Annotated in this window: 26 protein-coding genes and 1 pseudogene; 16 read left to right on the top strand and 11 right to left on the bottom strand. The window is 58.6% G+C overall.

The genetic code is table 11. The features are described from left to right. Window positions 1-86: 86 nt before the first annotated feature. The 6 genes and pseudogenes from E3Z29_RS19775 to E3Z29_RS19750 form a co-directional block, all read left to right on the top strand. Window positions 87-212: pseudogene (locus E3Z29_RS19775) on the top strand (LysR family transcriptional regulator); the annotation flags it as partial. A gap of 185 nt (window positions 213-397) precedes the next feature. Beyond that, window positions 398-745 carry a metalloregulator ArsR/SmtB family transcription factor gene (locus E3Z29_RS19770; protein ID WP_134786699.1) on the top strand — a complete coding sequence of 116 codons (348 nt, stop codon included), beginning with the start codon at window positions 398-400 and terminating at the stop codon, window positions 743-745. Between the two features lie 25 nt (window positions 746-770). Continuing rightward, window positions 771-1,241, top strand: a complete 471-nt coding sequence (locus E3Z29_RS19765) for an arsenate reductase ArsC (RefSeq protein ID WP_103368888.1) — start codon at window positions 771-773, stop codon at window positions 1,239-1,241. 12 nt (window positions 1,242-1,253) lie between these two features. After that, window positions 1,254-1,952 carry an arsenical resistance protein ArsH gene (gene arsH, locus E3Z29_RS19760; protein WP_098964416.1) on the top strand — a complete coding sequence of 233 codons (699 nt, stop codon included), beginning with the start codon at window positions 1,254-1,256 and terminating at the stop codon, window positions 1,950-1,952. Between the two features lie 72 nt (window positions 1,953-2,024). Next, window positions 2,025-2,864, top strand: coding sequence for an AraC family transcriptional regulator (locus E3Z29_RS19755; protein WP_134786698.1), 840 nt, complete (start codon window positions 2,025-2,027; stop codon window positions 2,862-2,864). A 68-nt stretch (window positions 2,865-2,932) separates the two neighbouring features. Next, window positions 2,933-3,511 carry a LysE family translocator gene (locus E3Z29_RS19750; RefSeq protein ID WP_134786697.1) on the top strand — a complete coding sequence of 193 codons (579 nt, stop codon included), beginning with the start codon at window positions 2,933-2,935 and terminating at the stop codon, window positions 3,509-3,511. Here E3Z29_RS19750 and E3Z29_RS19745 read toward each other — a convergent pair. Genes E3Z29_RS19745 through E3Z29_RS19715 form a run of 7 tightly spaced genes read right to left on the bottom strand, consistent with a single transcriptional unit; the run spans window position 3,482 to window position 9,803 of the window. After that, window positions 3,482-4,876, bottom strand: coding sequence for an ATP-binding protein (locus E3Z29_RS19745; protein WP_134786696.1), 1,395 nt, complete (start codon window positions 4,874-4,876; stop codon window positions 3,482-3,484). The genes E3Z29_RS19750 and E3Z29_RS19745 overlap by 30 nt on opposite strands. Continuing rightward, on the bottom strand, window positions 4,873-5,535 hold the full coding sequence (locus E3Z29_RS19740) for a response regulator (protein ID WP_098964413.1): 663 nt from the start codon (window positions 5,533-5,535) through the stop codon (window positions 4,873-4,875). The genes E3Z29_RS19745 and E3Z29_RS19740 overlap by 4 nt, the downstream gene beginning before the upstream one ends. A gap of 11 nt (window positions 5,536-5,546) precedes the next feature. Further along, window positions 5,547-6,191 carry a tetratricopeptide repeat protein gene (locus tag E3Z29_RS19735; RefSeq protein WP_134786695.1) on the bottom strand — a complete coding sequence of 215 codons (645 nt, stop codon included), beginning with the start codon at window positions 6,189-6,191 and terminating at the stop codon, window positions 5,547-5,549. Then, a complete protein-coding gene (locus tag E3Z29_RS19730; protein ID WP_098964411.1) occupies window positions 6,188-6,997 on the bottom strand; it encodes an SDR family oxidoreductase in 810 nt (269 codons plus the stop codon). Before E3Z29_RS19730 ends, E3Z29_RS19735 begins: the two co-directional genes overlap by 4 nt. Further along, window positions 6,984-7,658 carry a TenA family transcriptional regulator gene (locus tag E3Z29_RS19725; RefSeq protein WP_098964410.1) on the bottom strand — a complete coding sequence of 225 codons (675 nt, stop codon included), beginning with the start codon at window positions 7,656-7,658 and terminating at the stop codon, window positions 6,984-6,986. Before E3Z29_RS19725 ends, E3Z29_RS19730 begins: the two co-directional genes overlap by 14 nt. Next, entirely contained in the window at window positions 7,655-9,136 is a 1,482-nt protein-coding gene (locus tag E3Z29_RS19720; RefSeq protein WP_134786694.1) for an AMP-binding protein, read from the bottom strand. Before E3Z29_RS19720 ends, E3Z29_RS19725 begins: the two co-directional genes overlap by 4 nt. After that, window positions 9,126-9,803, bottom strand: coding sequence for a thermostable hemolysin (locus E3Z29_RS19715; protein ID WP_098964408.1), 678 nt, complete (start codon window positions 9,801-9,803; stop codon window positions 9,126-9,128). The genes E3Z29_RS19720 and E3Z29_RS19715 overlap by 11 nt, the downstream gene beginning before the upstream one ends. Window positions 9,804-10,010: 207 nt before the next feature. Here E3Z29_RS19715 and E3Z29_RS19710 point away from each other — a divergent pair, with 207 nt between their 5' ends. The 5 genes from E3Z29_RS19710 (at window position 10,011) to E3Z29_RS19685 (ending at window position 13,416) form a co-directional block, all read left to right on the top strand. Then, window positions 10,011-10,559: a cytochrome b gene (locus tag E3Z29_RS19710; RefSeq protein ID WP_098964407.1), complete on the top strand. Its 549-nt coding sequence runs from the start codon at window positions 10,011-10,013 to the stop codon at window positions 10,557-10,559. 189 nt (window positions 10,560-10,748) lie between these two features. Continuing rightward, window positions 10,749-11,660 carry a tetratricopeptide repeat protein gene (locus tag E3Z29_RS19700; protein ID WP_134786693.1) on the top strand — a complete coding sequence of 304 codons (912 nt, stop codon included), beginning with the start codon at window positions 10,749-10,751 and terminating at the stop codon, window positions 11,658-11,660. 64 nt (window positions 11,661-11,724) lie between these two features. After that, entirely contained in the window at window positions 11,725-12,603 is an 879-nt protein-coding gene (locus tag E3Z29_RS19695; RefSeq protein WP_167734156.1) for a tetratricopeptide repeat protein, read from the top strand. A gap of 107 nt (window positions 12,604-12,710) precedes the next feature. Then, the gene (locus E3Z29_RS19690; protein ID WP_134786691.1) at window positions 12,711-12,923 is read left to right on the top strand and encodes a DUF4287 domain-containing protein; all 213 of its coding nucleotides are present in this window, start codon (window positions 12,711-12,713) and stop codon (window positions 12,921-12,923) included. A 13-nt stretch (window positions 12,924-12,936) separates the two neighbouring features. Next, entirely contained in the window at window positions 12,937-13,416 is a 480-nt protein-coding gene (locus tag E3Z29_RS19685; RefSeq protein WP_134786690.1) for a GNAT family N-acetyltransferase, read from the top strand. A gap of 239 nt (window positions 13,417-13,655) precedes the next feature. On the opposite strand, the gene E3Z29_RS19680 is transcribed toward E3Z29_RS19685, so the two are convergent. Then, window positions 13,656-14,195: a thioesterase family protein gene (locus E3Z29_RS19680; protein WP_027611744.1), complete on the bottom strand. Its 540-nt coding sequence runs from the start codon at window positions 14,193-14,195 to the stop codon at window positions 13,656-13,658. Window positions 14,196-14,699: 504 nt separating this feature from the next. Here E3Z29_RS19680 and E3Z29_RS19675 point away from each other — a divergent pair. The 4 genes from E3Z29_RS19675 to E3Z29_RS19660 all read left to right on the top strand — a co-directional run bounded on the left by E3Z29_RS19675 (window position 14,700) and on the right by E3Z29_RS19660 (window position 18,069). After that, window positions 14,700-15,062: a DUF6124 family protein gene (locus E3Z29_RS19675; protein WP_096796364.1), complete on the top strand. Its 363-nt coding sequence runs from the start codon at window positions 14,700-14,702 to the stop codon at window positions 15,060-15,062. Window positions 15,063-15,200: 138 nt separating this feature from the next. Then, window positions 15,201-16,742, top strand: a complete 1,542-nt coding sequence (locus E3Z29_RS19670; protein ID WP_134786689.1) for a DUF2235 domain-containing protein — start codon at window positions 15,201-15,203, stop codon at window positions 16,740-16,742. Then, window positions 16,742-17,398: a DUF2931 family protein gene (locus E3Z29_RS19665; RefSeq protein ID WP_134786688.1), complete on the top strand. Its 657-nt coding sequence runs from the start codon at window positions 16,742-16,744 to the stop codon at window positions 17,396-17,398. Before E3Z29_RS19670 ends, E3Z29_RS19665 begins: the two co-directional genes overlap by 1 nt. An 11-nt stretch (window positions 17,399-17,409) precedes the next feature. Then, window positions 17,410-18,069 (top strand): DUF2931 family protein, encoded by a 660-nt coding sequence (locus E3Z29_RS19660; RefSeq protein WP_134786687.1) that lies wholly within the window; start codon window positions 17,410-17,412, stop codon window positions 18,067-18,069. A 148-nt stretch (window positions 18,070-18,217) separates the two neighbouring features. Here E3Z29_RS19660 and E3Z29_RS19655 read toward each other — a convergent pair whose 3' ends face one another. After that, on the bottom strand, window positions 18,218-20,065 hold the full coding sequence (locus E3Z29_RS19655; protein WP_134786686.1) for a UvrD-helicase domain-containing protein: 1,848 nt from the start codon (window positions 20,063-20,065) through the stop codon (window positions 18,218-18,220). Then, complete coding sequence (locus E3Z29_RS19650; protein ID WP_134786685.1) at window positions 20,062-22,356, bottom strand: AAA family ATPase; 2,295 nt, start codon at window positions 22,354-22,356, stop codon at window positions 20,062-20,064. Before E3Z29_RS19650 ends, E3Z29_RS19655 begins: the two co-directional genes overlap by 4 nt. 191 nt (window positions 22,357-22,547) lie before the next feature. Here E3Z29_RS19650 and E3Z29_RS19645 point away from each other — a divergent pair, with 191 nt between their 5' ends. Beyond that, the gene (locus E3Z29_RS19645; RefSeq protein ID WP_134786684.1) at window positions 22,548-23,804 is read left to right on the top strand and encodes an IS256 family transposase; all 1,257 of its coding nucleotides are present in this window, start codon (window positions 22,548-22,550) and stop codon (window positions 23,802-23,804) included. 117 nt (window positions 23,805-23,921) lie between these two features. On the opposite strand, the gene E3Z29_RS19640 is transcribed toward E3Z29_RS19645, so the two are convergent. Beyond that, entirely contained in the window at window positions 23,922-25,028 is a 1,107-nt protein-coding gene (locus E3Z29_RS19640) for a DNA alkylation repair protein (RefSeq protein WP_134786683.1), read from the bottom strand.

The raw sequence follows: 25,028 nt of genomic DNA, 5'->3' as shown, positions 1-25,028 counted from the left end.
CGGTATGTCTGTGACGTAGATATCGACTGACACTACGCCTTCGCGAGCAAGCTCGCTCCCACAGGGTTCTGCGGTTGCTGCCGGATGACAGCATCGAGCGCAGTTACTGGATCAGCACCCGGCGCGAGCTGCACAAGTCAGTAAGGTTGCGGGTGGTCTGGGATTATGTCGTCGGTCTTTGCGAGGCGGAGCAAGGCCTGTTGCGCGGCTGATCCTGCCCACACAATTCCCTTGTAGGAGTGAGCCTGCTCGCGATAGCGGTGTATCAGGCGACTTCTGCTTCACAGTCATGCCGCTATCGCGAGCAGGCTCACTCCTACAAGGGATCGCATCTGGGGTTGAATAATATATGGATATCCGTATATTCGGTTTTCCATATGTTCGAACCCGCACTCCTATGCTCACCCCCACAGAACTGTTCAAAAGCCTGGCCGATGAAACCCGTGCCCGCGCCACCTTGCTGATTGCCGAGCAGGGTGAGCTGTGTGTCTGCGAGCTGATGTGCGCCCTCGACGACAGCCAGCCGAAAATCAGCCGCCACCTCGCGCAACTGCGCAGCAATGGGTTGTTGCTCGATCGCCGTCAGGGTCAGTGGGTCTATTACCGGCTCAACCCGGAGCTGCCGGATTGGGTTCACCAGATCCTCAAAGTCACCGCGACGGCCAACGCCGATTGGCTCAAGGACAATGCCTGTCGCCTGCACAACATGGATGGCCGTCCTGCCCGCGAAACCGCGTGCTGCTGAATTTCTAATATCCCCGGAGCTATCCATGCGTGTCCTGTTCATGTGCACGGCCAACAGTTGCCGCAGCATCCTTTCCGAAGCCATGTTCAATCATCTGGCGCGCGAGGGTTTCGAGGCGGTGAGCGCCGGCAGTTTCCCCAAGGGCCAGGTGTTGCCACGCAGCCTGACGACGCTGCAACAGGCCGGTATCGCTATCGACGGTTTGTACAGCAAAGGCAACGACGCCTTTGAAGGCAACCCGCCGGACATCGTCATCACCGTCTGCGACAAGGCAGCGGGCGAAACCTGCCCGGTGTACTTCGGCCCGGCGATCAAATGTCATTGGGGGCTGGAAGATCCCTCTGATGTGAGCGGTGACGAGGCCGCAGTGGATGCCGCGTTCCGTGCCACGCTGGCGATCATCGAGCGCCGCTGCGCAACCTTCCTCGGTCTTCCTTTCAAATCACTCAGCCGCGTTGAGCTTCAGCGCGAACTGGATCGCATCGGCTCCCTCTGAGCCGGAGGACGTATGTCAGAGCACCTGCCCAATCTTGATCACAGCCTGTTCGAAGGCCGGATCACATCACCTTCGCACGAACACAAACCGCGCATCCTGCTGCTCTACGGCTCGACCCGCGAACGCTCCTTCAGTCGTCTGCTGGTGGAGGAGGCCGCACGCTTGCTGGAGCACTTCGGTGCCGAGACGCGCATCTTCAATCCGTCCGGTCTGCCGTTGCCTGACGACGCCCCGGTCGACCATCCCAAAGTCCAGGAACTGCGCGAGCTGGTGCTGTGGTCGGAAGGTCAGGTCTGGTGTTCGCCGGAACGCCACGGCGCGATGTCGGCGGTGTTCAAGGCACAGATCGACTGGATTCCCCTTGAGCTCGGTGCGGTGCGTCCGACCCAGGGCAAAACCCTCGCGGTGATGCAGGTCTGCGGCGGTTCGCAGTCGTTCAACGTGGTCAATCAACTGCGCGTGCTGGGGCGCTGGATGCGCATGTTCACCATCCCCAATCAGTCTTCGGTGCCCAAGGCGTTCACGGAGTTCGACGAGGCGGGGCGGATGAAACCGTCAGCGTTTTATGACCGCGTGGTTGATGTGATGGAAGAGCTGGTGAAGTTCACCGTGCTGCTGCGCGAGCGCCAGGATTTTCTGGTGGATCGTTATTCCGAACGCAAGGAAAGCGCCGAGCAGTTGATGGCGCGGGTCAATCAGCGCTCGATCTGAAATGCACAAACCTTCTAGCCTCAACGCGCCGATTGTGGATTACTGGCCCCAGCCCACCACTGTACGCACGCCATGAGCAACTGGATCGACCTTGCCCGCGACCGGGAGACCGGCATCGAAACCCTGCACGCGCATTTCGCCGGGCATGCGCACGCCTACGATCCGCACTGGCACGAAACCTACCTGATCGGCTTCACCGAGCAAGGCGTGCAGCGCTTCAACAGCCGTCGGGCGCGGCATGACAGCACGCCGGGCAAGGTGTTCATGCTGGAACCCGGCGACATTCATGACGGCGATGCGCCGAGCCCGGACGGCTTCACCTATCGCATGCTCTATCTGCAACCGGCATGGCTGGAGCAAGCGCTGGACGGTTTGCATCTGGGCAGTTACGGCAGCGGCTTGCCGGGGATCGGCAGTGTGCTCAACGATGATCCCGAACTGGCCCGGGCCACCTTGTTTGCCTTCAATGCGCTGCATCAGCAGGACGTGCGCATGGTGCGCGATGTGGCGCTGGATGCCTTGCTCGAACGACTGGCGATTCATCTGTACCGGCGACCGCAACCGACCGCTGCCAACCGCGCGCCATTGATTGCCCGGCAGGCACGCGATTACCTGGTGGCCTACCACGAGCAAGACATCAGCCTGCAAACCCTGGCCGACGTCTGCGGCACCGACCGTTTCCGCCTGACCCGCGCGTTCAAGGCCGCTTATGGGCTCGCCCCCCACGCGTGGTTGATCCAGCTGCGCCTCAGCCGTGGCCGACAGATGCTCGCCGCCGGCATGCAGCCAGTGGAAGTCGCCAGCCGCCTCGGCTTCGCCGACCAAAGCCATCTGGGCCGCTGGTTCGTGCGTGCCTACGGCATCACGCCGGGCGCCTATCAGCAGCGCGCCATCGGCACGTTTCGACGCTGAACAAACGTTCAAGACCAACACGCTGCTCAGCCATCACAGTAGGCCCTGACTTTCTACAGGGCCGTGCCATGCTTGCGTTCATCCTCTTTGCTTTCGTTGCCTCGATCACTCCGGGGCCGACCAACCTGATCGTCCTCAGCACCAGCGCCCGACGCGGCTGGCGGCCGTGCCTGCCGATCATTCTTGGTGCGGGGCCGGGCGCCGCGTCGTTGGTGTGGGTGGCCGGCGCTGGCGCCAGTACGCTGATGCTGCCCGGTGTGCGCCCGGTGATCAGTGCGCTGGGGATGGGCTGGATGCTGTGGCTGGCGTGGCAGATTTTCACCGCGCCGGCCACCGCCATCGATCCCGCTGCCGGCGAGGAAAAAGCCGAACTGGGCCTGCTCGGCGCCGCGCTGTTGCAATGGGTCAACCCCAAGTCGTGGATGATGGCGATCGCCGTGATCAGCGTATTTACCGCACAAGGGCAGGGCTTGAACGCGTTGTGCCTGGCGTTCTTTCTGGTGTCGTTGCCGTGTCTGGCGCTGTGGGCGTTGCTCGGTCGCGGTGCGGCGCGCTGGTTGAGCAATCCGGCGCAGTTGCAGTGGCTGAACCGGATTCTGGCGGTGTTGCTGGTGGTGTCATCCGCCGCTGCGTTGCTGCACAACTGAGCCAAGAGGCATCGACAAGGTGGCGCGCAAGCCGCCCTCAGGCCGGTTGACCAAGGTAATCCGCCCGCCCAGACGCAATGCGATGGTGTTGACGATGGTCAGCCCCAAGCCCGCACCTTGTGTGTTGCCGCGGCTGTAAAAGCGTTCGAACAGACGCGCCCGATCCGCTTCGTCTATTCCCGGGCCCTGATCCTCCACGCTCAGCAGGCACCAGCCCTCGGCCTGGCTCAGTTTGACCGTGATCACGCCGTGCTCCGGCGAGAAGTTGGCGGCGTTGGTGATCAGGTTGCCCAGGGCAATGTCGATCGCAGCGGTACTGGCCATGACGTGGAACGGTTGTTCGCCGTCCTCGAAGGCCAGTTCCAGGTGTTTGCTCAACAGCCACGGCGTCAGTTGCACGAGGCTGTTGCGCACGGTTTCGTTGAGATCGATGCGCTGCAACGGCGGCGGGTTGGATTTCGGTTCGAGGCGGGCCATGGTCAGCAACTGGTTGACCAGACGGCTGGTGCGGTCGACGCCGGAAATCAGAAACTGCAACGACTCGCGGCGCTCCTGTTCGGTACCGGCCTCCAGCAGGTTTTGCGCATGCACCCGCAGCACCGCCAGTGGCGTGCGCATCTCGTGGGCGGCGTCGGCGATAAAGCGCCGTTCGCGGCCAAGCACCTCCTGAATCTGCGCGAGCATGCGGTTGAGCGCTGCCTGCATCGGTTCCAGTTCGCTGGGCAGCGGCGTCAGTTGCAGCGGCTCCAGCGAGCCGCTGTGTCGGGCGCGCAAGGTTTGCGCCATGTTCGCCAAGGGCCTGAGTCCCCAGCCGATCGCCAGCCAGACCATCGCCGCGAGTATCAGGCTGCCGAGCACGTTCGGCCACAGCGTGTGGCGCACGATGCGATCAACCAGATCGGCGCGCACATCATCGCGTTCGCCGACCCAGATGCGCAGACCGTTCCGCGGGTCTTCGAGCATGAAGGCGCGCCAGTGACGGTTGTTCAAGTCGACCACATCGCTGAAGCCCGGCTTCGTCGGCGGGGCGGTGAACGACGGGGCACTGGCGGTGTGCACCAGCACCTCGTTTTTCGGGTTCCACACCTGGAAGGCGATCTTGCTTTCGTAAGGATGGCCGTCGACGCGTGGCTTGGCTTCGCCGAGCGCCTGATTGAACGCCTGATACAACTGCGAGTGATCCTTGCTCGCCATCGGCATGCGCATCACGCCTTGCAGCAGGCGAGCGTTTTGCGCCAGTTGCGCGTCGTAGACTTCGGCGATTTCGTGGTTGCTGTCGTGCAGGTTGAACACGCTGAGCACCGCAAGACCGGCGAGCAACAGCCCGATGATCAGCGTCAGCGTACGGCGACGAATCGAGGTCATCGACGCTCCTCCACCAGATAACCCACACCGCGAATGGTGCGGATCAGGTCGGTGGAGAATTTTTTGCGCAGGTGATGGATGTGCACTTCCAGGGTGTTGCTCTCGGCTTCTTCGTTCCAGCCGTAAAGCAACTGGATCAGTTGGTCGCGGGTCATCACCCGGCCCGGCGGCGAGAGCAATTCATGCAGCAACTGATATTCCTTGGGCGTCAGCGCGACAGGTTGACCCTGATAGCTGACCTGCTGGGTGCCGGGGTTGAGGCTGATCCCGGCGTGTTCGATCAGCGCCTGGGCGCGCCCGGCACTGCGACGCAACAAGGCGCGCAGGCGTGCCTTGAACTCATTGAGGTCGAAGGGTTTGACCAGATAGTCGTCGGCGCCGGCGTCCAGCCCGGCGATGCGGTCTTCGGTGGCATCGCGCGCGGTGAGGATCAGCACCGGCAGGTTCGAACCGCTGTCGCGCAGACGACGCAGCACTTCGAGGCCGTCCATGCGCGGCAGGCCCAGATCGAGTACGGCAACGTCAAAGGTTTCACTGAGCAGCGCATGCAACGCGCTGCTGCCATCCTTTAACCAATCGACGGTGTAGCCCTCGCGCCCCAACGCCTGATGAATGCCTTCACCGAGGGCTACGTCATCCTCAATCAGTAATAAACGCACGCGGACTCCTGTCAGTCGAGTTTCTTGTTCACGTCCACCAGCAGGGCGGCGATCTCTTTGCGGCGCCCGGCGTCAGCGGTTTCCCGGCCCGGGCGCGGGGCGGCCTGCTGGGCCTTGAGCAGCGCGACCCTGGCTTCAGCGTAGCGCTTCTGACGGTAGAGGTGATCGCCCCAGAAGTACAGACTGTCGATGCCCTCCGGATTCAGTTGCAGCGCTTGCTTGAGCAGTTGCTCGGCCTTGTCGCTGTCGCCGAAACCGATCGGCCAGCCCGGGACGCGATCATACAGCGCGGCGAGGCTGGTGTAGGCCGAGCCTTGCAAGGCTTTGGGGTCGAGTGTCAGGGCTTTTTCCAGATCGGCCTTGGCGTCCTTGGCCTTGCCCAATGCACCGAGTCCGCCCTGAGCGCCGGCCCAACTGCTGGTGACGATGCCTTTCCAGATCCACGCTTCGGCCACTGCCGGACGCTGGGTGGTAAAGGCAGTGGCTTCGGACGACAACTGCTCGAACGCGGCGGCGCGCTGTTTTTCTGCCACTTCATATTGGATGTGCGCCCAGCTCTGCTGGATGCCGTTGAGGCGTTGCTGATCGGCAGGCTCAAGCGCCCAGACGCTTGGGCTGAGGGCGGCGAGCAACAGGCATGCGGAAAGTCTTTTCATGATTTTGGCGGCTCGTTGTCAGGTTTCTCACTGAGGCGGCGAATCAGCGGCAACTGCTTGCGCAGGCCTCGATCCACCAGATGTGGCAGCAGATTGTTCAGGCGTACGAAGAAGCGCTCCGGCCAGCCCAGATACAGGTCGCGGCGGTCGCCGGCGATCGCGTGGATCACCGCCGAGGCGACGGTTTGCGGGTCATCGACGTTGGCCTTGAGCGCATCGTTCAAGGCTTGCGCCGCCGCACTGTTCATCGAAGTGCGCGTGGCCCGGGGCGCGACGTAAAGCACGTTGACCCGGGTGTCGGCCAGTTCGCGGCGCAGCGCTTCGGAGAATCCGCGCAGGGCGAACTTGGTCGCGCAATAACTGGCGTAACCGGGGTAGCCGATCGAGCCGTAAGTGGAACCGACGTTGACCACCATCGCGCTGTCAGCCTGTTTGAGCAGTGGCAGCAGCAGTTTGGTCAGGCACATCGGTGCGCTGATGTTCACCGCGAGCATTGCGTTGATGTCGCTGTCATCCAGCTGTTCAAGCATGGCGAAATGATTGACCCCGGCCGCGTTGATCAGCAGGTTGATGCCGCCAATGGCTTCGGCGGCGGCCAGCACTTTGCGCCGGTCGCTGAGGAAGGTCAGGTCGGCGGCGACCCAGCACAGCGAATTCGGGTAGCGCTCAAGCAACGGCGCCAGCGCCTGCTCATGCCGCGCCACCGCCAATACCTGGGCGCCGGCGGCGCACAAGGCCTCGGTGATGGCCATGCCGATGCCGCCACTGGCGCCGGTCAACACCACCCGCGCATCACGCAGCTGCATGTTGAGCCTCCGCATCACGCGGCAGGCCACGGAACATGTCGGTGTATAGGCGATAGACGACTTTCGAGGCGTGGATCACTGCTGCCTGATCGTCTGGATCTTCCAGCTTATTCATCAAGCGGCGATAGGTTTGCATGTGCTCGATGTCCAGCGAACCGTGCGAGCTGAGGTAGCTGAACGCGGTGTCCGGCAGCGCCAGACGTTCGCGAATGCTGCCCGCCGCATGGGTGGCCAGGGCGATGCTGGTGCCTTCAAGCACATTCACCATGCCGAACAGGCCCACCGGATTACCCCGGGCGATCAAGTCGTAGAGGAAGCTGACCATCAATTCGATCGGCAGCGACGGCTGGCCCTCGCGTACCGCATCGCGGTCACCGCCACACGCGGCGATGTCGTTGAGCACCCACTGTTCATGGCCGTATTCGTCTTCGATGTATTCGCAGACGGCCTTGCGCAGCCACTCCAGCCGTGTCGGCAGGCGCGCGCCGCAGGCCATCATCAACGGCACGGTGTGGCGCACGTGGTAATACGCCTGAGCCAGAAATGCCCGATAGCTTTGCAGGCTGACCTTGCCTTGCAGGGCATCGAGGATGATCGGCAGGTTGAACAGCTCGTGGCGTTCCTGCTGCGTGGCTTCTTGCAGGGTGTCGAAAAAACTCATGATGCGGACTCCTCGGAAACAGCGGATTCAGTCAATTGGGCGTGGTACAGCGCGACAATCGCCTCGCGGCGCGGGCGACCATTGGCGGTGAGCAAACCATTGGTGGCGGTGAACGGTTGCGGCAGGCGCGTCCAGCGGTGCACCTGGGCGTAATCGGGCAAGGCTTCGTTGGCTTCGGCGACCGCTGCCGCCAGCTCCGCGTCGCTGCAATCGGCACGGTGCGGCCAGAGCAAGGCGTGGTTGTGCGGCAGAGCCTCGCCGTAGACGAAGGCCTGGGCGATATGGCGGCGCTGGGTCAGTTCCGACTCGACCCATTCCGGGTTGACGTTGCGCCCGAAACTGGTGACGAACTGGTGCTTCTTGCGGCCCTTGAGGTAGAGGAAACCTTCGGGGTCGAACTCGCCCAGATCGCCGCTCGGCCACCATTCATCAGCGTATGGCGCGTCCCCCAGATAACCGAGCAGCGCCGAGCCCTTGATCAGTACTTCGCCGTCTTCGGCCAGGCGCACTTCAACGTGCGGCAGCGGCTGGCCGACGCTGCCCGGACGCCGTGCGCCGGGGCGATTGAGGCACACCACCGAGGCGCATTCGGACAAGCCATAACCTTCGAAAACCGGCAGGCCGACACGCTGCGCTCGGTGCAGCAAGTCCTCCGAGACCCGCGCACCACCGACGGCGGCGAAACGCAGTTTTTGTGGATCGAAGGCTTTCTGTTCGGCAGCGCTGACCAACATCAGCAACAGTTGCGGCACCAGAATCAGACTCTCCGGCGCACGTCCGGCCAGATAACCCAGCAGGTGCGGTACATCGACGCCGCTGGCGCCCTGTATGCCCAAGGTTTTCTGGCTCGGCAGACTCAGCGTCGCACCGGCGTACAGCGCGGCGTAGCAGCCGAGGTTTTCCAGCAGAATCGCCAGCGGCAACAACGCCAGATGGTGCTGTGGATCGGTGGATTTGCTCGCTTGATCCAGCTCCCGCGCCACACGCAGCAGACTGTCGGCACTCAGGCACACGCCTTTCGGTGTGCCGGTGGTGCCGGAGGTGAAGGTCAGTTTGGCGGTGCCGGCCGGCAGGCGACTCGGGCCGCTGAACTTGCGGCACCAGAACTCGCCGCGCTTTTCGTAACCGGCGGCGAGCAGCTCGGCCGCCAGCTCCGGTTCGGCAATCACCCGTTCGGCCTGGCTCTGTTCCAGACAATGGGCACGTTGCGCGGGGCTGAAAAACGGCGGCAGCGTCACGCAGGTCAAGCCCTCGAACAGCACGGCCAGATCCCACAGCATCGCATCGACGCCGTTATCCAGTGCCAAGGCGATCACCTGCGCCTGTTCATCGCGCAGGCGCTCTTGGCGATACAGCACCTCGGCGTAAACAGTGGCGTAATCGAGTTTCAGCGTATCGCCCCACAGCGCGGTGCAGTTGTCATTGCGCCGGGCATGGTCGCGCAGGGTTTCCTGGAAGCGTTGCAGTTCAAGCGACATGGCAGGCTCCTTCAATCGAGGTCGGCAGTCCCAATCGAGTGAACAGGCCGATATTGCGCAAATGGATGAAGCCGGCGCGGATGTTACCGACGTGCACCCACGGCTTGCTTTCGTAATAACTGCCCCAGTGTTGACGCTCGTCACCCAGGCGATCCGGGTCGGCGGCGCATAATGTCACTGGCTTCAGACCGAGCCGATGGAAGCTGTTGACCAGCCCGATGTTGCCGGTGAACGTCACCCATTCCAGGCCGCCCATGGCCAGCAGGTAGGTGATGGCGATGATGCTCATGCGTGCGCTGCCGGTGTCGCTGGCGGCGAGGTTGCCGACTTCGACGATGCCGGTGCGATCCACCGGACGATCCGCCGCAGCGCTGATCAACGGTTCGATCGGTTCATCCAGATAGCGCTCGAGAAACAGCGGCTCTTGATGTGCACGACGTACACCGGCCACCGCACACAGCTCACCGTCGCCGTTGTGCATGCCGAACAGCTCGGGCATAAAGTGCCGAATGTCGGCGCCGTGGGCTTTGCGAAAACGCTGCTGGATGAAAGCTTCGAAAGTCTCTCGCAGCGCGTCGTCGGGCAAGGCGCCGGTCAACGTCATCTGCGGCGTTTCGGCTTGACCGAAGCGCAGGGGAAGGGGAATGTTCCAGTCGAAATCGGGCATGGGCAGAACGCCTCCCTCAATGATTTGAGCGCAGTATCGGAGGCGTTTCTTAACGAAGTCTGAAGGTGAAAAAAGGTTAATCAACGGGCAATCTTCAGATTGTCTTAAGACTGCAAGGGCAGGGTGGCACCGTCGGTTCGCCCTGCAACCGGATCGAGACTGTCGAACGAATCGACCGTCACTCACGACAATCACGAGGCGCTACTTATGACCCGCGACACCGCCGTAACCCGTTATGGAAAACTGTCAATTACGTTGCACTGGCTGATGCTGGCGCTGTTCGTCGGCGTCTATGCCTGTGTCGAAATCAAGGGCTTCATGCCCAAGGGCAGCGAAGCGCGCGGCCTGCTGATGGGCTTCCACGGCCTGTTCGGCGCGAGCATTTTCGTCCTGGTGTGGGTGCGTCTCCTCGGCCGCTTGAGCCCACGCCCGCCGATCACTCCCAAGCCCCCTGCCTGGCAGACTGGCATCTCGCACCTGATGCACCTGGCGCTGTACGTGCTGATGATTGCCACGCCGATCCTCGCCTGGCTGATGCTCGCTGCTGCCGACAAACCGTTCCCGTACTTCGGCTTCCACGTCCCGGCACCAGTCGCCATCGACCCGGACTTCGCCAAACAGCTCAAGTACTGGCATGAAACGCTGGGCAGCGCCGGCTACTGGCTGATCGGCTTGCACGCGGCGGCGGGGCTGTTTCACCACTACTGGGTGCGGGATAACACGCTGGTGCGGATGTTGCCGGGGCGCACGGAATAACCTTGATCTACCTGTAGGAGTGAGCCTGCTCGCGATAGCGGTAGACCCGTCAGCACGGATGTCGACTGAACAGACGCCATCGCGAGCAGGCTCACTCCTACAAGTTTTGTGGTGTGTTCAAGTGTTCGACGCTTCAGGTTTTGCACCTGCCTGCCGATGAAATCTGCACGATTTTAACGGATGCCGTTCATGAACAAGGTTGTTGCTCTACTGGCGCTCACCGCCCTCATTGCAGGCTGCAAAACCAACAGCGCTTATACCCAGGTCGCGGATTTCCCCGCTCTGCGTTGCTTCGCCTACTGGGACGATAAAGCCATCACCTCGCTGGAAGTCAGCTACATCCGCGACCTGAGTCAGAGCGGTAACCTGCCGTGCACGATCATGCTGGGCAACCTGTACGAGAAGGGGCGCGGTGTACCGCAGGACTTTTCCAAAGCCAAGGCCCTCTATCAATCCGTAGCCGGTAAAGACGCCAGCGCCTACGGTCAACTTGGGCGCATGGCTGAAGAAGGCATCGGCGGGCCGGTCAATGACACCGATGCGCGGCAGTTTTATCAGCGTGCCGTGAGCAAGCCCGAGCAGCAGCGCAGTGAAGCCAAACTGGCCAAATACATGGAGGACGGGCGCGGTGGTCCGCAGGATCTGCAAGGCGCGCTGACGCATTACTTCAACGCCACGCAGTATCTCGGTGATGACGCGTGGCAAGGCATCGAACGCCTGCGCGCCAAAGGCTTGCCTCTGACGATCGAGCAGCAACAGCGCTACAACAATCTCTTTGTCAGCAGCGTGCAAAGCGGCCTCAAGAAACGCATCACCGCCATAGAGAAGTCTCTGGAGAACAACGTCAATCCGACGTCTGCCAGCAAGCCAGTGCAGGTACAGCTGGAGTACACCCCGGGCGCATCGGCCCCGGTGGTTTCGATACGGCAAAGCTCGGGCGATAGCGCCCTTGATCAAAGAGTCATGCAAGGCTTCAGCGATTATCGCTTTCCCGGTGACCCGATCATGCCACCGGGCCAGAAGAGCTATCAGGCGATCCCGATCGTCAGGACGGACGGCAAGAGTCCGCGGCAGAGATTTGACGAGAGCAGAAAGAACTGAGTCTTCCCTCGATTGAATCAGCTCCAACCGTGGCACCTTAAATCGATATGAACGGATGACCCTCATGAACAAGGCAGTTGCTATTCTGGCCCTCACGATCCTCGTTGCAGGCTGCAAAACCACTCCACCCACTCCTCAGGAAGCAAGTCTCACCGGCACTCGCTGCCTGCTGTTCGCCAAGGTGAGTGACCTTTCCGCCGATCGCGTCGACTACATCCGCGACGCCAGCAACAACGGCAACCTCAACTGCAAGCTTGCGCTCGGCGCTTTGTATGAGTTTGGTCGTGGCGGTTTATCGGCGGATGTGCGCAAGGCGCGCTCCCTGTATGAGTCTGTCGCTACGGTGGACGGCGCCGGTTATAAGCAACTGGCGCGCATGGCCGAGGAGGGCCGCGGGCAGGCGCCCGACGCTGTCGAGGCGCGACGGCTTTATCAGTTGGCGCTCGCACACCGAGAAAGCTTCAACAGTGAGTTCGCGCTGGCCCGGTTGATGGAAGAGGGCCGAGGTGGCCCGCAAGACCTGTCCGGGGCGCTGACGCATTACCTCAACGCCACCCAGCAAATCGATGACCAGGCGTGGGCCGGTGTGCAGCGGGTCCGCGCCCAGGGGTTGACCCTGACTGCCGAACAGACACAGCGCTACAACGAAAAATGGTACGACGCTGTTAGCACCAGTCTCGCAAGTACGGTGTACGACACCGAGTTGCTGTTGAACAGACAGATCAAACCCGGCACCGCGAGTAAACCGGTCACGTTGGAGGCGAAAGGCAAACCCGGTTCGCTGGTGCCGCAACTCACCTTGGTCGAAAGTTCTGGCAATCACGACGTGGACCAGGCCGTACTCAAGGCCCTCAGCGAATACCGCTATCCCGCGCTGCCGATCCTCAAAGCAGGGCAGGAATCGTGGTCATCCGAATTCCCGGTGAAGGTCGGCGTGAACTGATCGGGCTGGCCGGGCCACTTGCCGGAACAGCGTCCCGCGTCCACTCTATGACCTGCCGACAAGGAGCGTCCGCCGACCCTCCGTCGTGACCCAAGGGAGCTGGCAGCATGAGCGAAGACAACAAGGTAAAAGGCCCGGCGTCGTACTTTCCCGCTATCGAAAAAAAATATGGCCAGCCTATCGACCACTGGCTGAACCTGCTCGCCGGCATCACCGACAAGAAGCACATGGAACTGGTGGCGTGGCTCAAGGAGGAACACGGCATGGGCCACGGTCATGCCAACGCCTTGGTTGCGCATCATCTGACGGTTAAAAAGTGAGGGCAGAGCAGCGATGAATTTCTCCCACCGGCCAGTGACGGCCGACGACGTCAACACCCTCTGCAGCTTTCCGCAAGGCGAACAAGAGCTGTTCTTCATGTTCCCGAAAGCGAGCTTCCCGCTGACGGAAGAGCAGATGCACACCGCGATCAGCCAGCGCTTCGACTCCACGGCGTTCTTGGCCAACGGCGAGTTCGTCGGCTTCGCCAACTTCTACCGTGCCGAGCACGACGGCGTCTGCTGTATCGGCAACGTCATCGTCGCGCCATACGCCCGGGGCCAGGGTGTCGCTCGCTACATTGTCGAAACCATGACCGCCGTCGGCTTCGAAAAGTATCAGGCCAGGGAAGTGCAGCTGTCCTGCTTCAACGAAAACACCGCAGGGTTGCTGCTCTACCCGAAACTCGGCTTCGTGCCGTTCTCCATCGAAGAACGCCCGGCACCGGGCGGCAGACGCGCAGCCCTGATCAACATGACCCGCCACCGCCAATAGCCATCCCCCAATCCCTGTGGGAGCCGGGCTCGCCCGCGAAGACGCCAGCCCGACCAAACGCCCTCCCAAGTCTGACCCAAAACCTGTGGGAGCGAGCCTGCTCGCGAAGACGCCAGCCCAGTCAAAACGAGTTCCCGAGCCTGACCGCGAACCTGTGGGAGCGGGCTTGCTCGCGAAGACGCCAGCCCAAACGACACCGTACTGCATCCATAAACACGATCATCCAGGCACCCGATGACTCAAACCTCCTCACCCCTAAGCTGACGGCTCATCAGATCACAACTCGCCGACCACGACGTCAGCCACTCCGGCATCTCGGGTGACTGTTCAGGCAACCCCAACTCCCTGACAAACTCACCCGGCGCAATCGTGCCTTTCGCCGAACGAAACAGCCCACGCATGACCACCACGCCGATCACCCGTCCCTTGCTCACGAAGCGATGCTCCATGAAGCTCCATTTGTCGTCCCAGCCAAGCATCCGGCTGTGAATTTCAAACGCTTCAAACAGCTTCAGCTCACGCCGAAACTTACCCCACGTATCGCCAACGATCGGCAACGCTTTAGCACGCAGCGCCACCCGAAACGCGCCACTGCGCAACACAAAATCCATGCGCCCGACGTCAGCCAGGGTGAAGTAGCGACCATTGGTGACGTGCCGATTCAAATCAAGATCCAGCGGCCACACGCGCATGCGGATAACGGTGGATTCCAGCGCATTGACCGGTTTGCGCCACGGTCGGCGAAAAAGCATGCAGAGCAGTCGAAACCACAGATTCATCAGTACGTCAGCCAGTTGAAAAGAGCGCTGCACTCTAGCGAGCCGGGCGATGGCGAGGTAGGTGCGTAAATGACTTTTTTGGACGGAACGGTGCATTCCGATCATTGCCGGGTGGGTGCTGGATCGGTAGCCCGTTCAACCGACGGATCAACAGGAAATAATCGCGGTGTTTAAACGAAGCCTGCCGTTACCACCGAAGCCCTACAACGCCTTGCGCCATCGCCTACGAGTACGCCAGAATCCGCCGGCTTGTGCGTCTAGGGCGCGGGTTCTATCGTCTGTCGGTCGCTGAAAAACAGTGATCGGGTTTGGTAGCCCGCCATAACTAGTCGCATTGCGCACCGTTCGCAGACCTCATCAGGTCGCTGCTCAATGGTGGCCATGCGCAGGACACCTTCGGGTGTGCCGGGTCCTAGTTACCGGTCTACCAACCCGCGTGTGGCCGCCACCCTTCGTTTGGTAGCGAAGGTGAAGGCTCCTCTTTCAATAACTAGGAGTTTCACCATGATCAAACCAACACCCAACCCGCCAGAAACCGACCTCGCATCGCCCTACGAATCCCTCGATTCCAAAAAGCTCCACGAAGCCGCCGAACGCGCCCTCGACCATTACCTGTCCCCGGCCACCCAAATCATGGCCAGCCCCCACAAACCCGAACCCATGTACCTCGCCAACCCGAAGTGCGACACCGAATCCCTGCTCGCCAACGCCAGCGAAACCCTCGGCTCCGCCAGCGAAATGCTCAACAACTTCGCCGCCATGCTCGACACCTCCCACCGCAAAACCGCACTGGGCATCGCCCAGGTCGTCATGCTCGGCGAACTCGCCGTAAACCAGGCCCTCGACAACGTCGAAATCGCCCACTGACCACCCCGTGCGACGAGCCAAACCCTCGTCGCACCCAGCAATTTCAACCGAGCTGGCACAGAGCCACGCCTTGCGCCTCCAGGCCTCGGCTGTCACCCTTCGGCCCGTTCTTCAAGGATCAGAACAAGGAATCAAGGATTGAGTGGCTACGTTCCCAACCCCCCGAAAAACTACCGCTACGAAGAAGCCAAACCCGTCGATATTCATGCCCAGCGTTGGGCTGAGTATGAGAAGCATGGGAAAGAGCCTGCGCGCGAGCCTGAGAAAATCGGCATTGCGTTGAGGATTGGGGTTTTCTTTGATGGTACTGGTAATAACGCGAATAACACGGCAGCAGGGCTGCTGTGTGGTGCGCAGCATCCGATTGCGCCGCAGGATATTCCTGCGAGTTGCATGCCTTACATGAGTGATCCGGATAGCAGCTACGGTAACGATGTCAGCAACGTGAAAAAGCTGAGCGACTTGTATGACGCCGTACCAGACGCTGTAGGAGAGGGATTACATAAGAGCACTTCACGTGTCATCTATATCGAAGGCATCGGCACACGAGCGGGTGAAGAAGACAGCAAGTTCGGCGCTGGCACCGGTCGTGGAGAAACGGGTGTAGCGGGGCGAGTCGAATCCTCGTTCCCAAAAATTCAACAAACGATCAGCCGAGTTTTGGTCGATAACCCGGGCAGTGAAATCAGTTCCCTGACCTTTGATGTATTTGGGTTCAGTCGCGGCGCTGCGGCTGCTCGCCATTTTGCCAATGAGCTTGTCCGCTCTAGCCGTGGGCCGCTGGGTACAGTCCTGCGTAACCTGCCCAGAGCCTTCAGCCCCAAGTTTATCGACCAATACAAAAGCGATATCAATGTGGGCTTTATTGGCTTGTTCGATACCGTTCCCTCAATTGCAGGTTGGTCCAATCTGGGGAACATCAAAAGCTCCATTGCGACGGGCATCAAACTGTATCTGGATCGTCGCTTTTTTACCGACGTCGTCCAATTGTCTGCCCGAGATGAATGCCGGGCCAACTTCGCCCTCAGTCGTGTCAAAGCAGATCACCTGGAAATTACCCTGCCGGGTGTGCATTCCGACATTGGTGGCGGTTACCTGGAGGAGGCAGAGGAGTGTGTCCTTGTCACGCCTATGCAAACACTCATCGTGTCTCTAAATACAGATGTGACCACTACCTCGATTTATCGCGATGCCGTGAATGCCAAAAGCCAATGGCTAGCTAAAGGCTGGCCTGCTGACATGCTCGAAGTCGTAACACCTGAGGCGTTATCAATGCCGGATAGCCCACAGGACAGATTGAGTCCAAGGCAGAAGCGCGTGTACGCCGCACTTCAACTCAAACGCCCCGTGAGTGGCTTGTTATCCAGGGTCTATCTGCGGGTGATGCATCGTTTGGCGAAAGAAAAGGGAGCTCGTTTCAACGACATTCCAGACACTCCGGATCTCGCCATTCCCCCAGAGCTTCAAGCCATGTGTGATCGGTTTTTAGCAGGTAACTACAGCACCACACCGCAAGAAGAACAATTGCTCAAACTCAAGTACATTCACACGTCCGCCAACTGGAACCATCCACTTGGTCGAAGGGACGGCAGCGGCATCAATGCGGTTTACATCAATGCCCCCACGGAGGACGCAATCCGTGTGCAACACCCCCACGTACCCGACTGGACGCTTTGGTGATGAAAGTTCTTGTAACTCTGCTGTGCGCATTATTCATGGCTGGATGCCAATCTGCTGATTCCTTATCGGCGAAAAACGACCCGAAATCGGATTCGTGGGAGCTTGCGTTCACCGAACCCTATTACATGAAGGTTTGGGTTGAGGACAGTGCCGTCGAAGACATAAACGGCAAGCTATTCACGCGGACGGGAGGAGGCACAGCCGCTGGTGGTGAACCAGAGAATGGCAAAGAGTCCGCGCGCGGTTGGCATGCGGTGGGTGCGGCTTCGAAACCAGTGATTGGCGCAGGCTTGCCCAAACGCATTTACGTGCGCTGGCAATCCATCGTCGAGCCGCAGACCTATAAGGTTTGGGTAGATGTGCCTGAAGAGGCGAGGCAACTGATGGTGCAATCGGTCAGTGAGCGGTGCCCGGAAACACCGGAGGAACAGGCCAGCTACAGCGCATCTATTTATCTGGGATTGGCTCCAGGGGGCGTTGTACAAGTTTTTGTTCGAGACGAGTGCCATCGCCCTGTCAAAGCCGCCAGAGCGCAGGCAGAGGTTGAGCAGCTGGGGCCTAGCCAAGGAAAGAACCAAGGGCGCTATGCGTATCCCGTCAGCGAAAAGTCCAAGCGGTATATCGATAAATTCGGCATACCGTACGGGAGTTGGTAATCCTTAAACCAATGAAACAACTCATAACGATACTTTGCGTTTTGTTGATCTCAGGGTGCCAAGAAACTGATCCACTCTCAGCCAAAAATGACCCGAAGTCCGAATGGTGGGAGCTGGCATTTACTGAGCCGGACTACATGAAGGTCTGGGTTGAAAACAGTTCTGTTCAAGACATTAACGGCAGGATTTTCTACAAAACCGGCGGCGGCACCGCTGCAGGGGGAGAGCCTGAAGATGGAACAGAGTCAGCCCGGGGATGGACTGGCGGGGTTGGCGGCAGCGGGAGGAGGGTGATAGGAGCAGACCTGCCAGTTCGAATCTGGGTCCGTTGGCAATCAATCGTCGAACAGAAAACTTGGCAAGCATGGGTAGATATTCCGGAAGAGGCCAGGCAGTTGATGGTGACGTCCGTCAATCAGCGCTGCCCGCGAACTCCCGATCGGCAGGCAAGATTCATGGCATCGATTTATCTCGGCCTGGCTCCCGGTGGCGTCGTGCAGGTTTGGGTAAGAGACTCATGTCATCACCCAGTCAAGGTCGCGCGAGCACAGGCGGAAATTGAACCACTGGGGCCGAGCCAAGGTAAGAACGAAGGACGGTACGCATATCCTGTGAGTGAAAAGGCTAAGCGGTATATCGACAAGTACGGCATTCCATATGGAAGTTGGTAGTCGTGACAAATACTTGAATGGACCCTTTGTAATGAAAGCAACGATTGCACTGCTGGGCGTTTTATTGTTGTCTGGCTGCCAAATAGGAGGACCAGAAACTATGGAACGAGTTGATGCCAGCCCACTGTGAACCAAATCCAAGGATGCCTCACAGGATTTCGACCTCGCTTTCCTGAAACCAGCCAGCAGCAACTACGTTTTGCTTGGCCAGTGTCGGCTGGGATGTGTATACGACAATCGCCAAGCTCCTTTCGGCCCGACTACAGGTCACGTAAAGCAGCCTACGAGTACGGGCTAGTGCGTTGTCCTTGCCGTCACGTTCGTTGTCCCGGTCAGTCTTTGTTGGTTCTTTCACACCCAGCAATTTGTCGTAGCTGAATAAGAAGCCGCCTGCCTCCTCATCGTTGATGACAACCATGACCCGTGGAAACTCCAGTCCCTTTACGCCTTGATGTGTGCCATAGGGTGAAAGGCCATCCGCATAACTCGCAAAGGCGGCCAGCTCCGAAAATGGACGCTCAAGGAATAGCTGGTAGGCGTAGTTGGTCATCGCGTTCGTATCTTCAGGGTCTGGAGCCTCACCAGGAGCTCCCGACACCATTGCCCCAACCAGAGTCTCAGGGACATCAAGCAGTTGGGTTTGCAACAGAAGCGTTGCTACCTCGTTCAGTGTCGGATCGTTTTCTTCGAAAAGGGCGAGCAGGGCATGCGTCGCGTCCTCTACACGCTGCATGTGGGCCGATTGATCCCCTGTTGATTGCATAGTGTCCATGCTGAGCAAGGGAGAGCGAGAGCGCACGGCTTCAAGTAGAAGGAAGTGATCGTCCTTTGCAGTAAGGATGGGAAAAACGCCTTCGCTGAAAACGCGAAGTGCGGGCAGGGTTCCATCCAGCAAGCCTGTTTGAAGGTGCTCAACCGCGTATAGGGGCGTGAACAGCTTCTCGAATCCCATACGCCGTCCAGCCATCTTGTGTTCGAGGATCAAGGTTTTTCGACCTTCAGGGCCGGTCGCCCATTCACCGTCGTCGGTGATTGCAGCCATCGAATGAGCGACGCTCTCCTCAAGATTTTGTGCATGTTCTTGGCTTTGATTAATGCAGTACATGCGCACTACACCCTCAATGGCATCAGGCTTTGGGATCTGCTGATGAGTGTCTGCAGTGCTTCGAATCACGTTGATAAGACCTACCACTCTACGAGGGCAGCGGCGATTGACGAACTTTTCAGGCTTTAGCCAGACACCCGGTATCGCTTTATCGAGGCGCGTTACTCCATGGCTGTAAATTTGTTGCATGGTATCGCCTAGTAGTCCCAGGCAGAAACGTGTCTGCGCCAATTGCTGGACTTTCAGAAAAGCCTCCATTACTGGAGCGTGCGTATCTTGGCTTTCGTCGATCAATACAACTGGGTAGCGGTCTATTAGAACATCCAGCAAGGGGCGCTCAGGAACGAATGCTGCAGTTAACTTGATGACCTCATCGTGATTGAGTGCTTGCCGCTCTCTGTTGTCACCTATGGGGCTGTAGATGAACTTCGTAATCTCGTCGAGATTCTCAAGTCTGCGTGTTTTGCTTTGTAGCTTCCGTCTGTTTGCTCGAGAGGTTTTATTGTCGCCTTTCGAGCGTGCTAGCTCGCCCTCGATTTTCTCAATGTCTTGAGCAAGTTTGATCCTTAGCCACTCTCTAATCTCGTTGTCGAATCCTTGGATTAGGCGCCAGGCGAACGCGTGGATGGTCGAGACTTCCACGAGTGGATCAAACTCCAGCCTCCGTAGAATTTCGTCACAGGCTGCGTTGGTGTAGGTGATAACTGCAATGCGCCGGCCCTCAAACGTCAGGCGTTCTCGCTCGCGGTTTTTGAGTTCGCGGATCGCCTCGACGAGTGAGTGGGTTTTTCCTGAGCCAGCACCTGCGTAAAGAAAAAAACTCTTCGGGTCTGTCAGATTTAGGCAAGCCTGCATAATTGTGTCGGCATCTGCGATAGCTCCCTCGCTCATGGCGTCACCTCCGCGACCTCGGGGGGAATGACCAAAAGCTCCTTCTGCTTGCTTCGCAATTTGGATTCAAGCCACTTAAGACCTTCACTAATGTATTCAGGGATTTCTAGGGTGAGGAAGTTTTCATCACCCAATACTTGCAATACGAAATCTGCCTTCTTTCCTTCGCGTAACTCGTTGAAAAACCCTTCTCCGACGGCTTCCGATGTTTTCGCTTCATTCAAAACCTTTACGAAAGCCTTCATCAGACCAGTGCCGTTTGTCTTTCCTGCAAAGTGACCAGCGTTGCTAAGAACAAAGCTGTCTTCAAAGGTATTTGGAAGAGCTTGTATTGCTTTATCAGTAGCGGGTAGATGGGTGGAAATAGGAGTTTGATAGGCGATGCGTACTGAGTACAGGTCGTCGATCTGGTGCTCTTTTTGGTTCGCTGGCAGCTCAAGCAACTCATCCACTGTGCTGCCCAGATGCATCAGTTTCATCCAGCTCCGCAATGTCGGGTTGTTCGTAATCTGATCTGCGTTTCTTTGCACCGGTTTTGCAGCTTTATTAAGCCCTGCATCGAGGTCTGTAATAACCAGGGTGAGGATGCCAAGGGCGTCTATTAAAGGCCTTAGTCGGTGTGCGTGACTGCCACCGATATCGAGGGTTGTGATGTAGCAGCGATCAAGGAATGGAAACTTATTCCGCAAAAAATGCGGCAGCATCATTCGCTCTGCTGAGCCCTCTACCAAGATGACGGCGTCGGCGAAGAATATGTCTGCGTGCTGTGCCCGCAGATACCTAGTTACGAACTCCTTCGTCTTTGTTCCCCCGCCGAACACGTTAGAGAGATTAGACACTGTCGACACCGGTACACCGATGCCATACATCCCAGCTGGTAGTCGCCTGAAATACCTAAGGTTCTGGTACTCCACTTCATGTGTTACATGGCTGGAGTGCGTGCTCACCAAAAGCTGAGTCTTCAGATTTGGGTAGCGTTCAAGCAAAGCGTCTCTGCATAGAACTTGGTAGGCGTGCCGCACGAACACTTGTTGCACTTGGACATGAAGGTGGGCTTCAGGCTCTTCGATGAGTACGAGGTGGATGGGCTCGACGCGGTCTATTACTTCCGTGCTGGCGGCCCTGGTTTTTCTCAGCCACTCGTCTCTGAAACCCATCATCCGGAAAATCATAGATATCAGGTTTTGATATCCCAACCCGTTAGCGGTCTCTGGTAAGTGAAGAGGAGGGGCTCCTGGGGCGCCTTGGATTGAGTCCAACTCAAACATGACGGCCGCTTCATGGTTCATGCCGTCAGTTGTTGCCAGGCGACTTGCGACTTTGATGCGTGGGTCATTGCGGCCCGGGTAGCCCAATCCCTCGACCTCTCTAATAGCAGGTTCGAAGCTGCTACCTAGCTTCGTATCGAATGCCGACTGGGCTGCTTCTATCGCGCGTAATGCTTCGAGGTCTGAGATATCTGGGCTGTCACCTGGATCAAGGTGTCGGGAGTAATAGGATCTGAGCTGTTCCGAGAGTTTTCGAGCGCCACTGGGTCTAGTGCTATCGCCTTGATTTTCGTCCGAATGGTCGCCGAATCCACGTTGTGCATTGATTTCATGTACTCGAATTAATCCGCTGAGAGGATTACTTTCCAAGGGAAGGGCAGTGGGGCTCAATTGCTGCATTTGCGCCATTCGAGTCGACTTGTCAGGTTTCTCAAGTTGTTTTGGATCTAGGCGGTACCAACGGATCTTGAATTTATCCCCCAGTCGACGGTTCAAGTAATCATGAAGGTTCTGCGGCCATAGTGTCAGCGGTCTACCGGGCGGGTCTTCCTTCCCTAGAGCGTCCTCAAGCTCTGCAACCCTCGCGCGCTCTTTGCGATAGTCCGTGTACAACGCACTCATGTCATCTGGTTCAAGTAGAAAGCGCATACCCACAAGCCCCCCGCGCCATTCAAAGCTGGGAATGAGATCGCGGATGAAGTGGAACTCTCCTTGATTTGCCGAAACCCAAATATCCAGACTAGGGAGCCAGTCGGCCCAGTCCTTGGCTATAGGTATTTCAAAGTTTGCTGGTGGGTTCTCCCACTCCTTACCAATAGCGTCCAGCTTGGCGAGATGACAAAGAGTCAGATCCTGGAGCCGAAAAGCAGAAGCCTTCGAGACCAAAAATCTCCTGAGTGCCAGCATGGCGGAGGATTTGCCGCTGTTGTTTGCACCTACAAGCAGCGTGGTCTCATTAGCGAAGTCAATTCGCACAGAAAGCAGCTTTCGGAAGTTAGATATCTCTACGTGCTGGATGCGCATGGATCGTCCTTGAAAGCTCAAAGGGTGTCAGTTTGCTATCAAATATAGCTAGCCGCCTATAACAATCAAAAGAGAATGGACAGATTAAATTTGTAGCTCTAAACGACTGTTTTTGGCCGAAAGCAGCCCCATCCGTAACGGGAGTGTCATAAATTTTGTGTTCGGGCATAACATGTCGCAGAGGTGCATGTATGCCGACCAAAAAGAGACCGGCCCGAGAGGCCCAGCGTGACCTTCCTTCCATTCCCCAAGAGCTGATCGACCAGTTCGTCAGCGGCCCGATGAGTGCCGACGCTATTCAGGATGCCGCGATGGCGTTTAAGAAAGCGCTGATCGAGCGAGCCCTTGGCGCCGAGATGGGGCACCACCTTGGTTATCCTCAGGGCGCGGAGCGCCCTGAGGATTCGAGTAATCAGCGTAATGGCAGAAGCAGCAAGACCGTGCTGACCGAAGACGGCCCGTTGCGTCTGGATATTCCCAGAGACCGCGACGGCAGTTTCGCCCCGATCCTGATCCCCAAGCACGAGCGCCGTTTCACGGGTTTCGACGACAAAATCATCGCCATGTATGCCCGTGGCATGAGCGTTCGCGAGATTCGTGCTTTCCTCTCGGAACAGTACGGCACAGATGTCTCTCATGACTTCATCAGCTCCGTCACCGATGCGGTTCTGGAGGAAGTCAGTACCTGGCAGCAACCGCTTGAGCCCATGTATCCGGTCATTTTCTTCGATGCTCTGCGGGTCAAGATCCGTGACGAAGGCGTGGTTCGCAATAAGGCCATCTACTTGGCTCTGGGCGTGCTGCCGGATGGGACCCGAGATATTTTGGGGATCTGGATCGAGAACACTGAAGGTGCCAAGTTCTGGATGAAGGTCTTCAATGACCTCAAAACCCGGGGCGTCGAAGACGTGCTGATCGCGGTAACTGACGGGCTCAAAGGTATGCCGGAGGCTTTGAGTGCGGTGTTTCCAGAGACAACGCTGCAGACATGCATCGTCCATTTGATCCGCAACAGCCTTGATTACGCGGCGTGGGACAAGCGCCGTGAACTGGCCAAGGCCCTTAAGCCGATTTATCAAGCTCTCAATGCCGATGTCGCCGAACAGGCTCTGGACGCCTTCGAAGCGGGGCCGTGGGGCAAGCAGTATCCGACGATAGCGGCGGCTTGGAGACGCGCCTGGGAGCGGGTTATCCCATTTTTCGTGTTCCCACCCGCGATACGCAAAGTGATCTACACCACCAACGCGATCGAAAGCATCAATTCGCAGTTACGCAAGATCATCAAGACAAGAGGCCACTTTCCAACCGATGAGGCGGCGACAAAACTGATCTGGCTGGCGCTGAAAAACATCACCGCCAACTGGGGCAGCGCCGCCCATGACTGGAAAAGCGCCATGAATCAGTTTGCGGTTTTATATGGAGACCGATTCATCAGGCCGAACTGGTGAAATGAAGGCCTGCCTGACGGCAGGCCATTACCGGCCCGCACACAAAAAATCTGACACTCTCTCCGTAACTCCCTGTCAGTCCGAGCACTGCCAGATCAACGGAATCCATTAGCAGTATCAATCAGCAACAATCTCAAACGCAGCACTCCCCAAAACCTCCCCATTAACCAAAACCCTAACCCCATGCCGCCCCACAAAATGCTTCCGCGTCGTAAAATCCCGAATCACCTGCCGCCTCCCCACAACCACCTCCTCAAACCCCGCCAACTCCACCGTCTTCAACTTGAAAACCTTCCCCGACACCCCGCCATTCGCCTTCACATAGTCAATCGCATAATCAATCACCAATCGCTGCTCATGCGCCACCGTCGACTTCACCGTAAACGACAACGTAATCGCTTCCCCCAACCTCACCACCGCCGGCTCAACCCGCACGTCCAGCAACTCAACCTCAGCCTTGGCGCCCGCACCAATCACCGTCAGCGCACGCAGATCGCCCTGTTTGATCAAGCTGCGCAACGCATGCTTGGCAATCCACGCCGTGTGTTTGTTCTCCAGTGGCCAGCTTTCAATCGTGTCCAGCACCCATTCCGGATGTTCCTTGGTCACGTCATTCAGATGGTTCGCCACGGACTTGCGTACGTACAAGCTCTCGTCGGCTTTCAACCGATCGAGGATGCCGGCGGTCAGTTGCGGGTTGGCTTGCACGGCTTCCAGGCGGAATGACCAGGGCAGGCGAGGGCGGGTGCCTTCGCTGGCGAGGCGGCGGATGTGGTGGTTTTGGTCTTGGGTCCAGTCGTGCATGAGTTCCAGCGAGCGTTCGAGGTCGCTGCGCAGGAAGTGGCGGATGGCGAATTCGGAGGAGCCGAAGGTGGTGAAGTATTTCAGTGCTTGCATCGAGGTATCGAAGGCGTGGCCGCCGTAGCTGGCGACGTAGTGCGGCAGGCACATGCTGACGAATCCGCTGTTGAGGCGGGGGGCGAGTTCGCGCAGGACTTCGAGGGAATCTTCGTAGTCCAGCGGCAGCACGGCGTGCAGGCTTTCGCTGACGCGGGCCATGCGTTGCATCACCGACAATTCCGCCAGCCCTTGGTTGGCGTGCTTGAGAAACGCCTTGGCCTTGAACGCCGGGTACACGGCGCTCATTTCGCTGGCGATGTGTTGCAGGCGCTCGGCGTTGAAGATTTCCTTTAACGCCGGGGTGGCGGTGTCGGTGGTGCTCAT

This window comes from Pseudomonas sp. S150 (assembly GCF_004526365.1).
Lineage (GTDB): Bacteria > Pseudomonadota > Gammaproteobacteria > Pseudomonadales > Pseudomonadaceae > Aquipseudomonas > Aquipseudomonas putida_A.
This window is presented reverse-complemented; position numbering and strand designations above follow the sequence as displayed.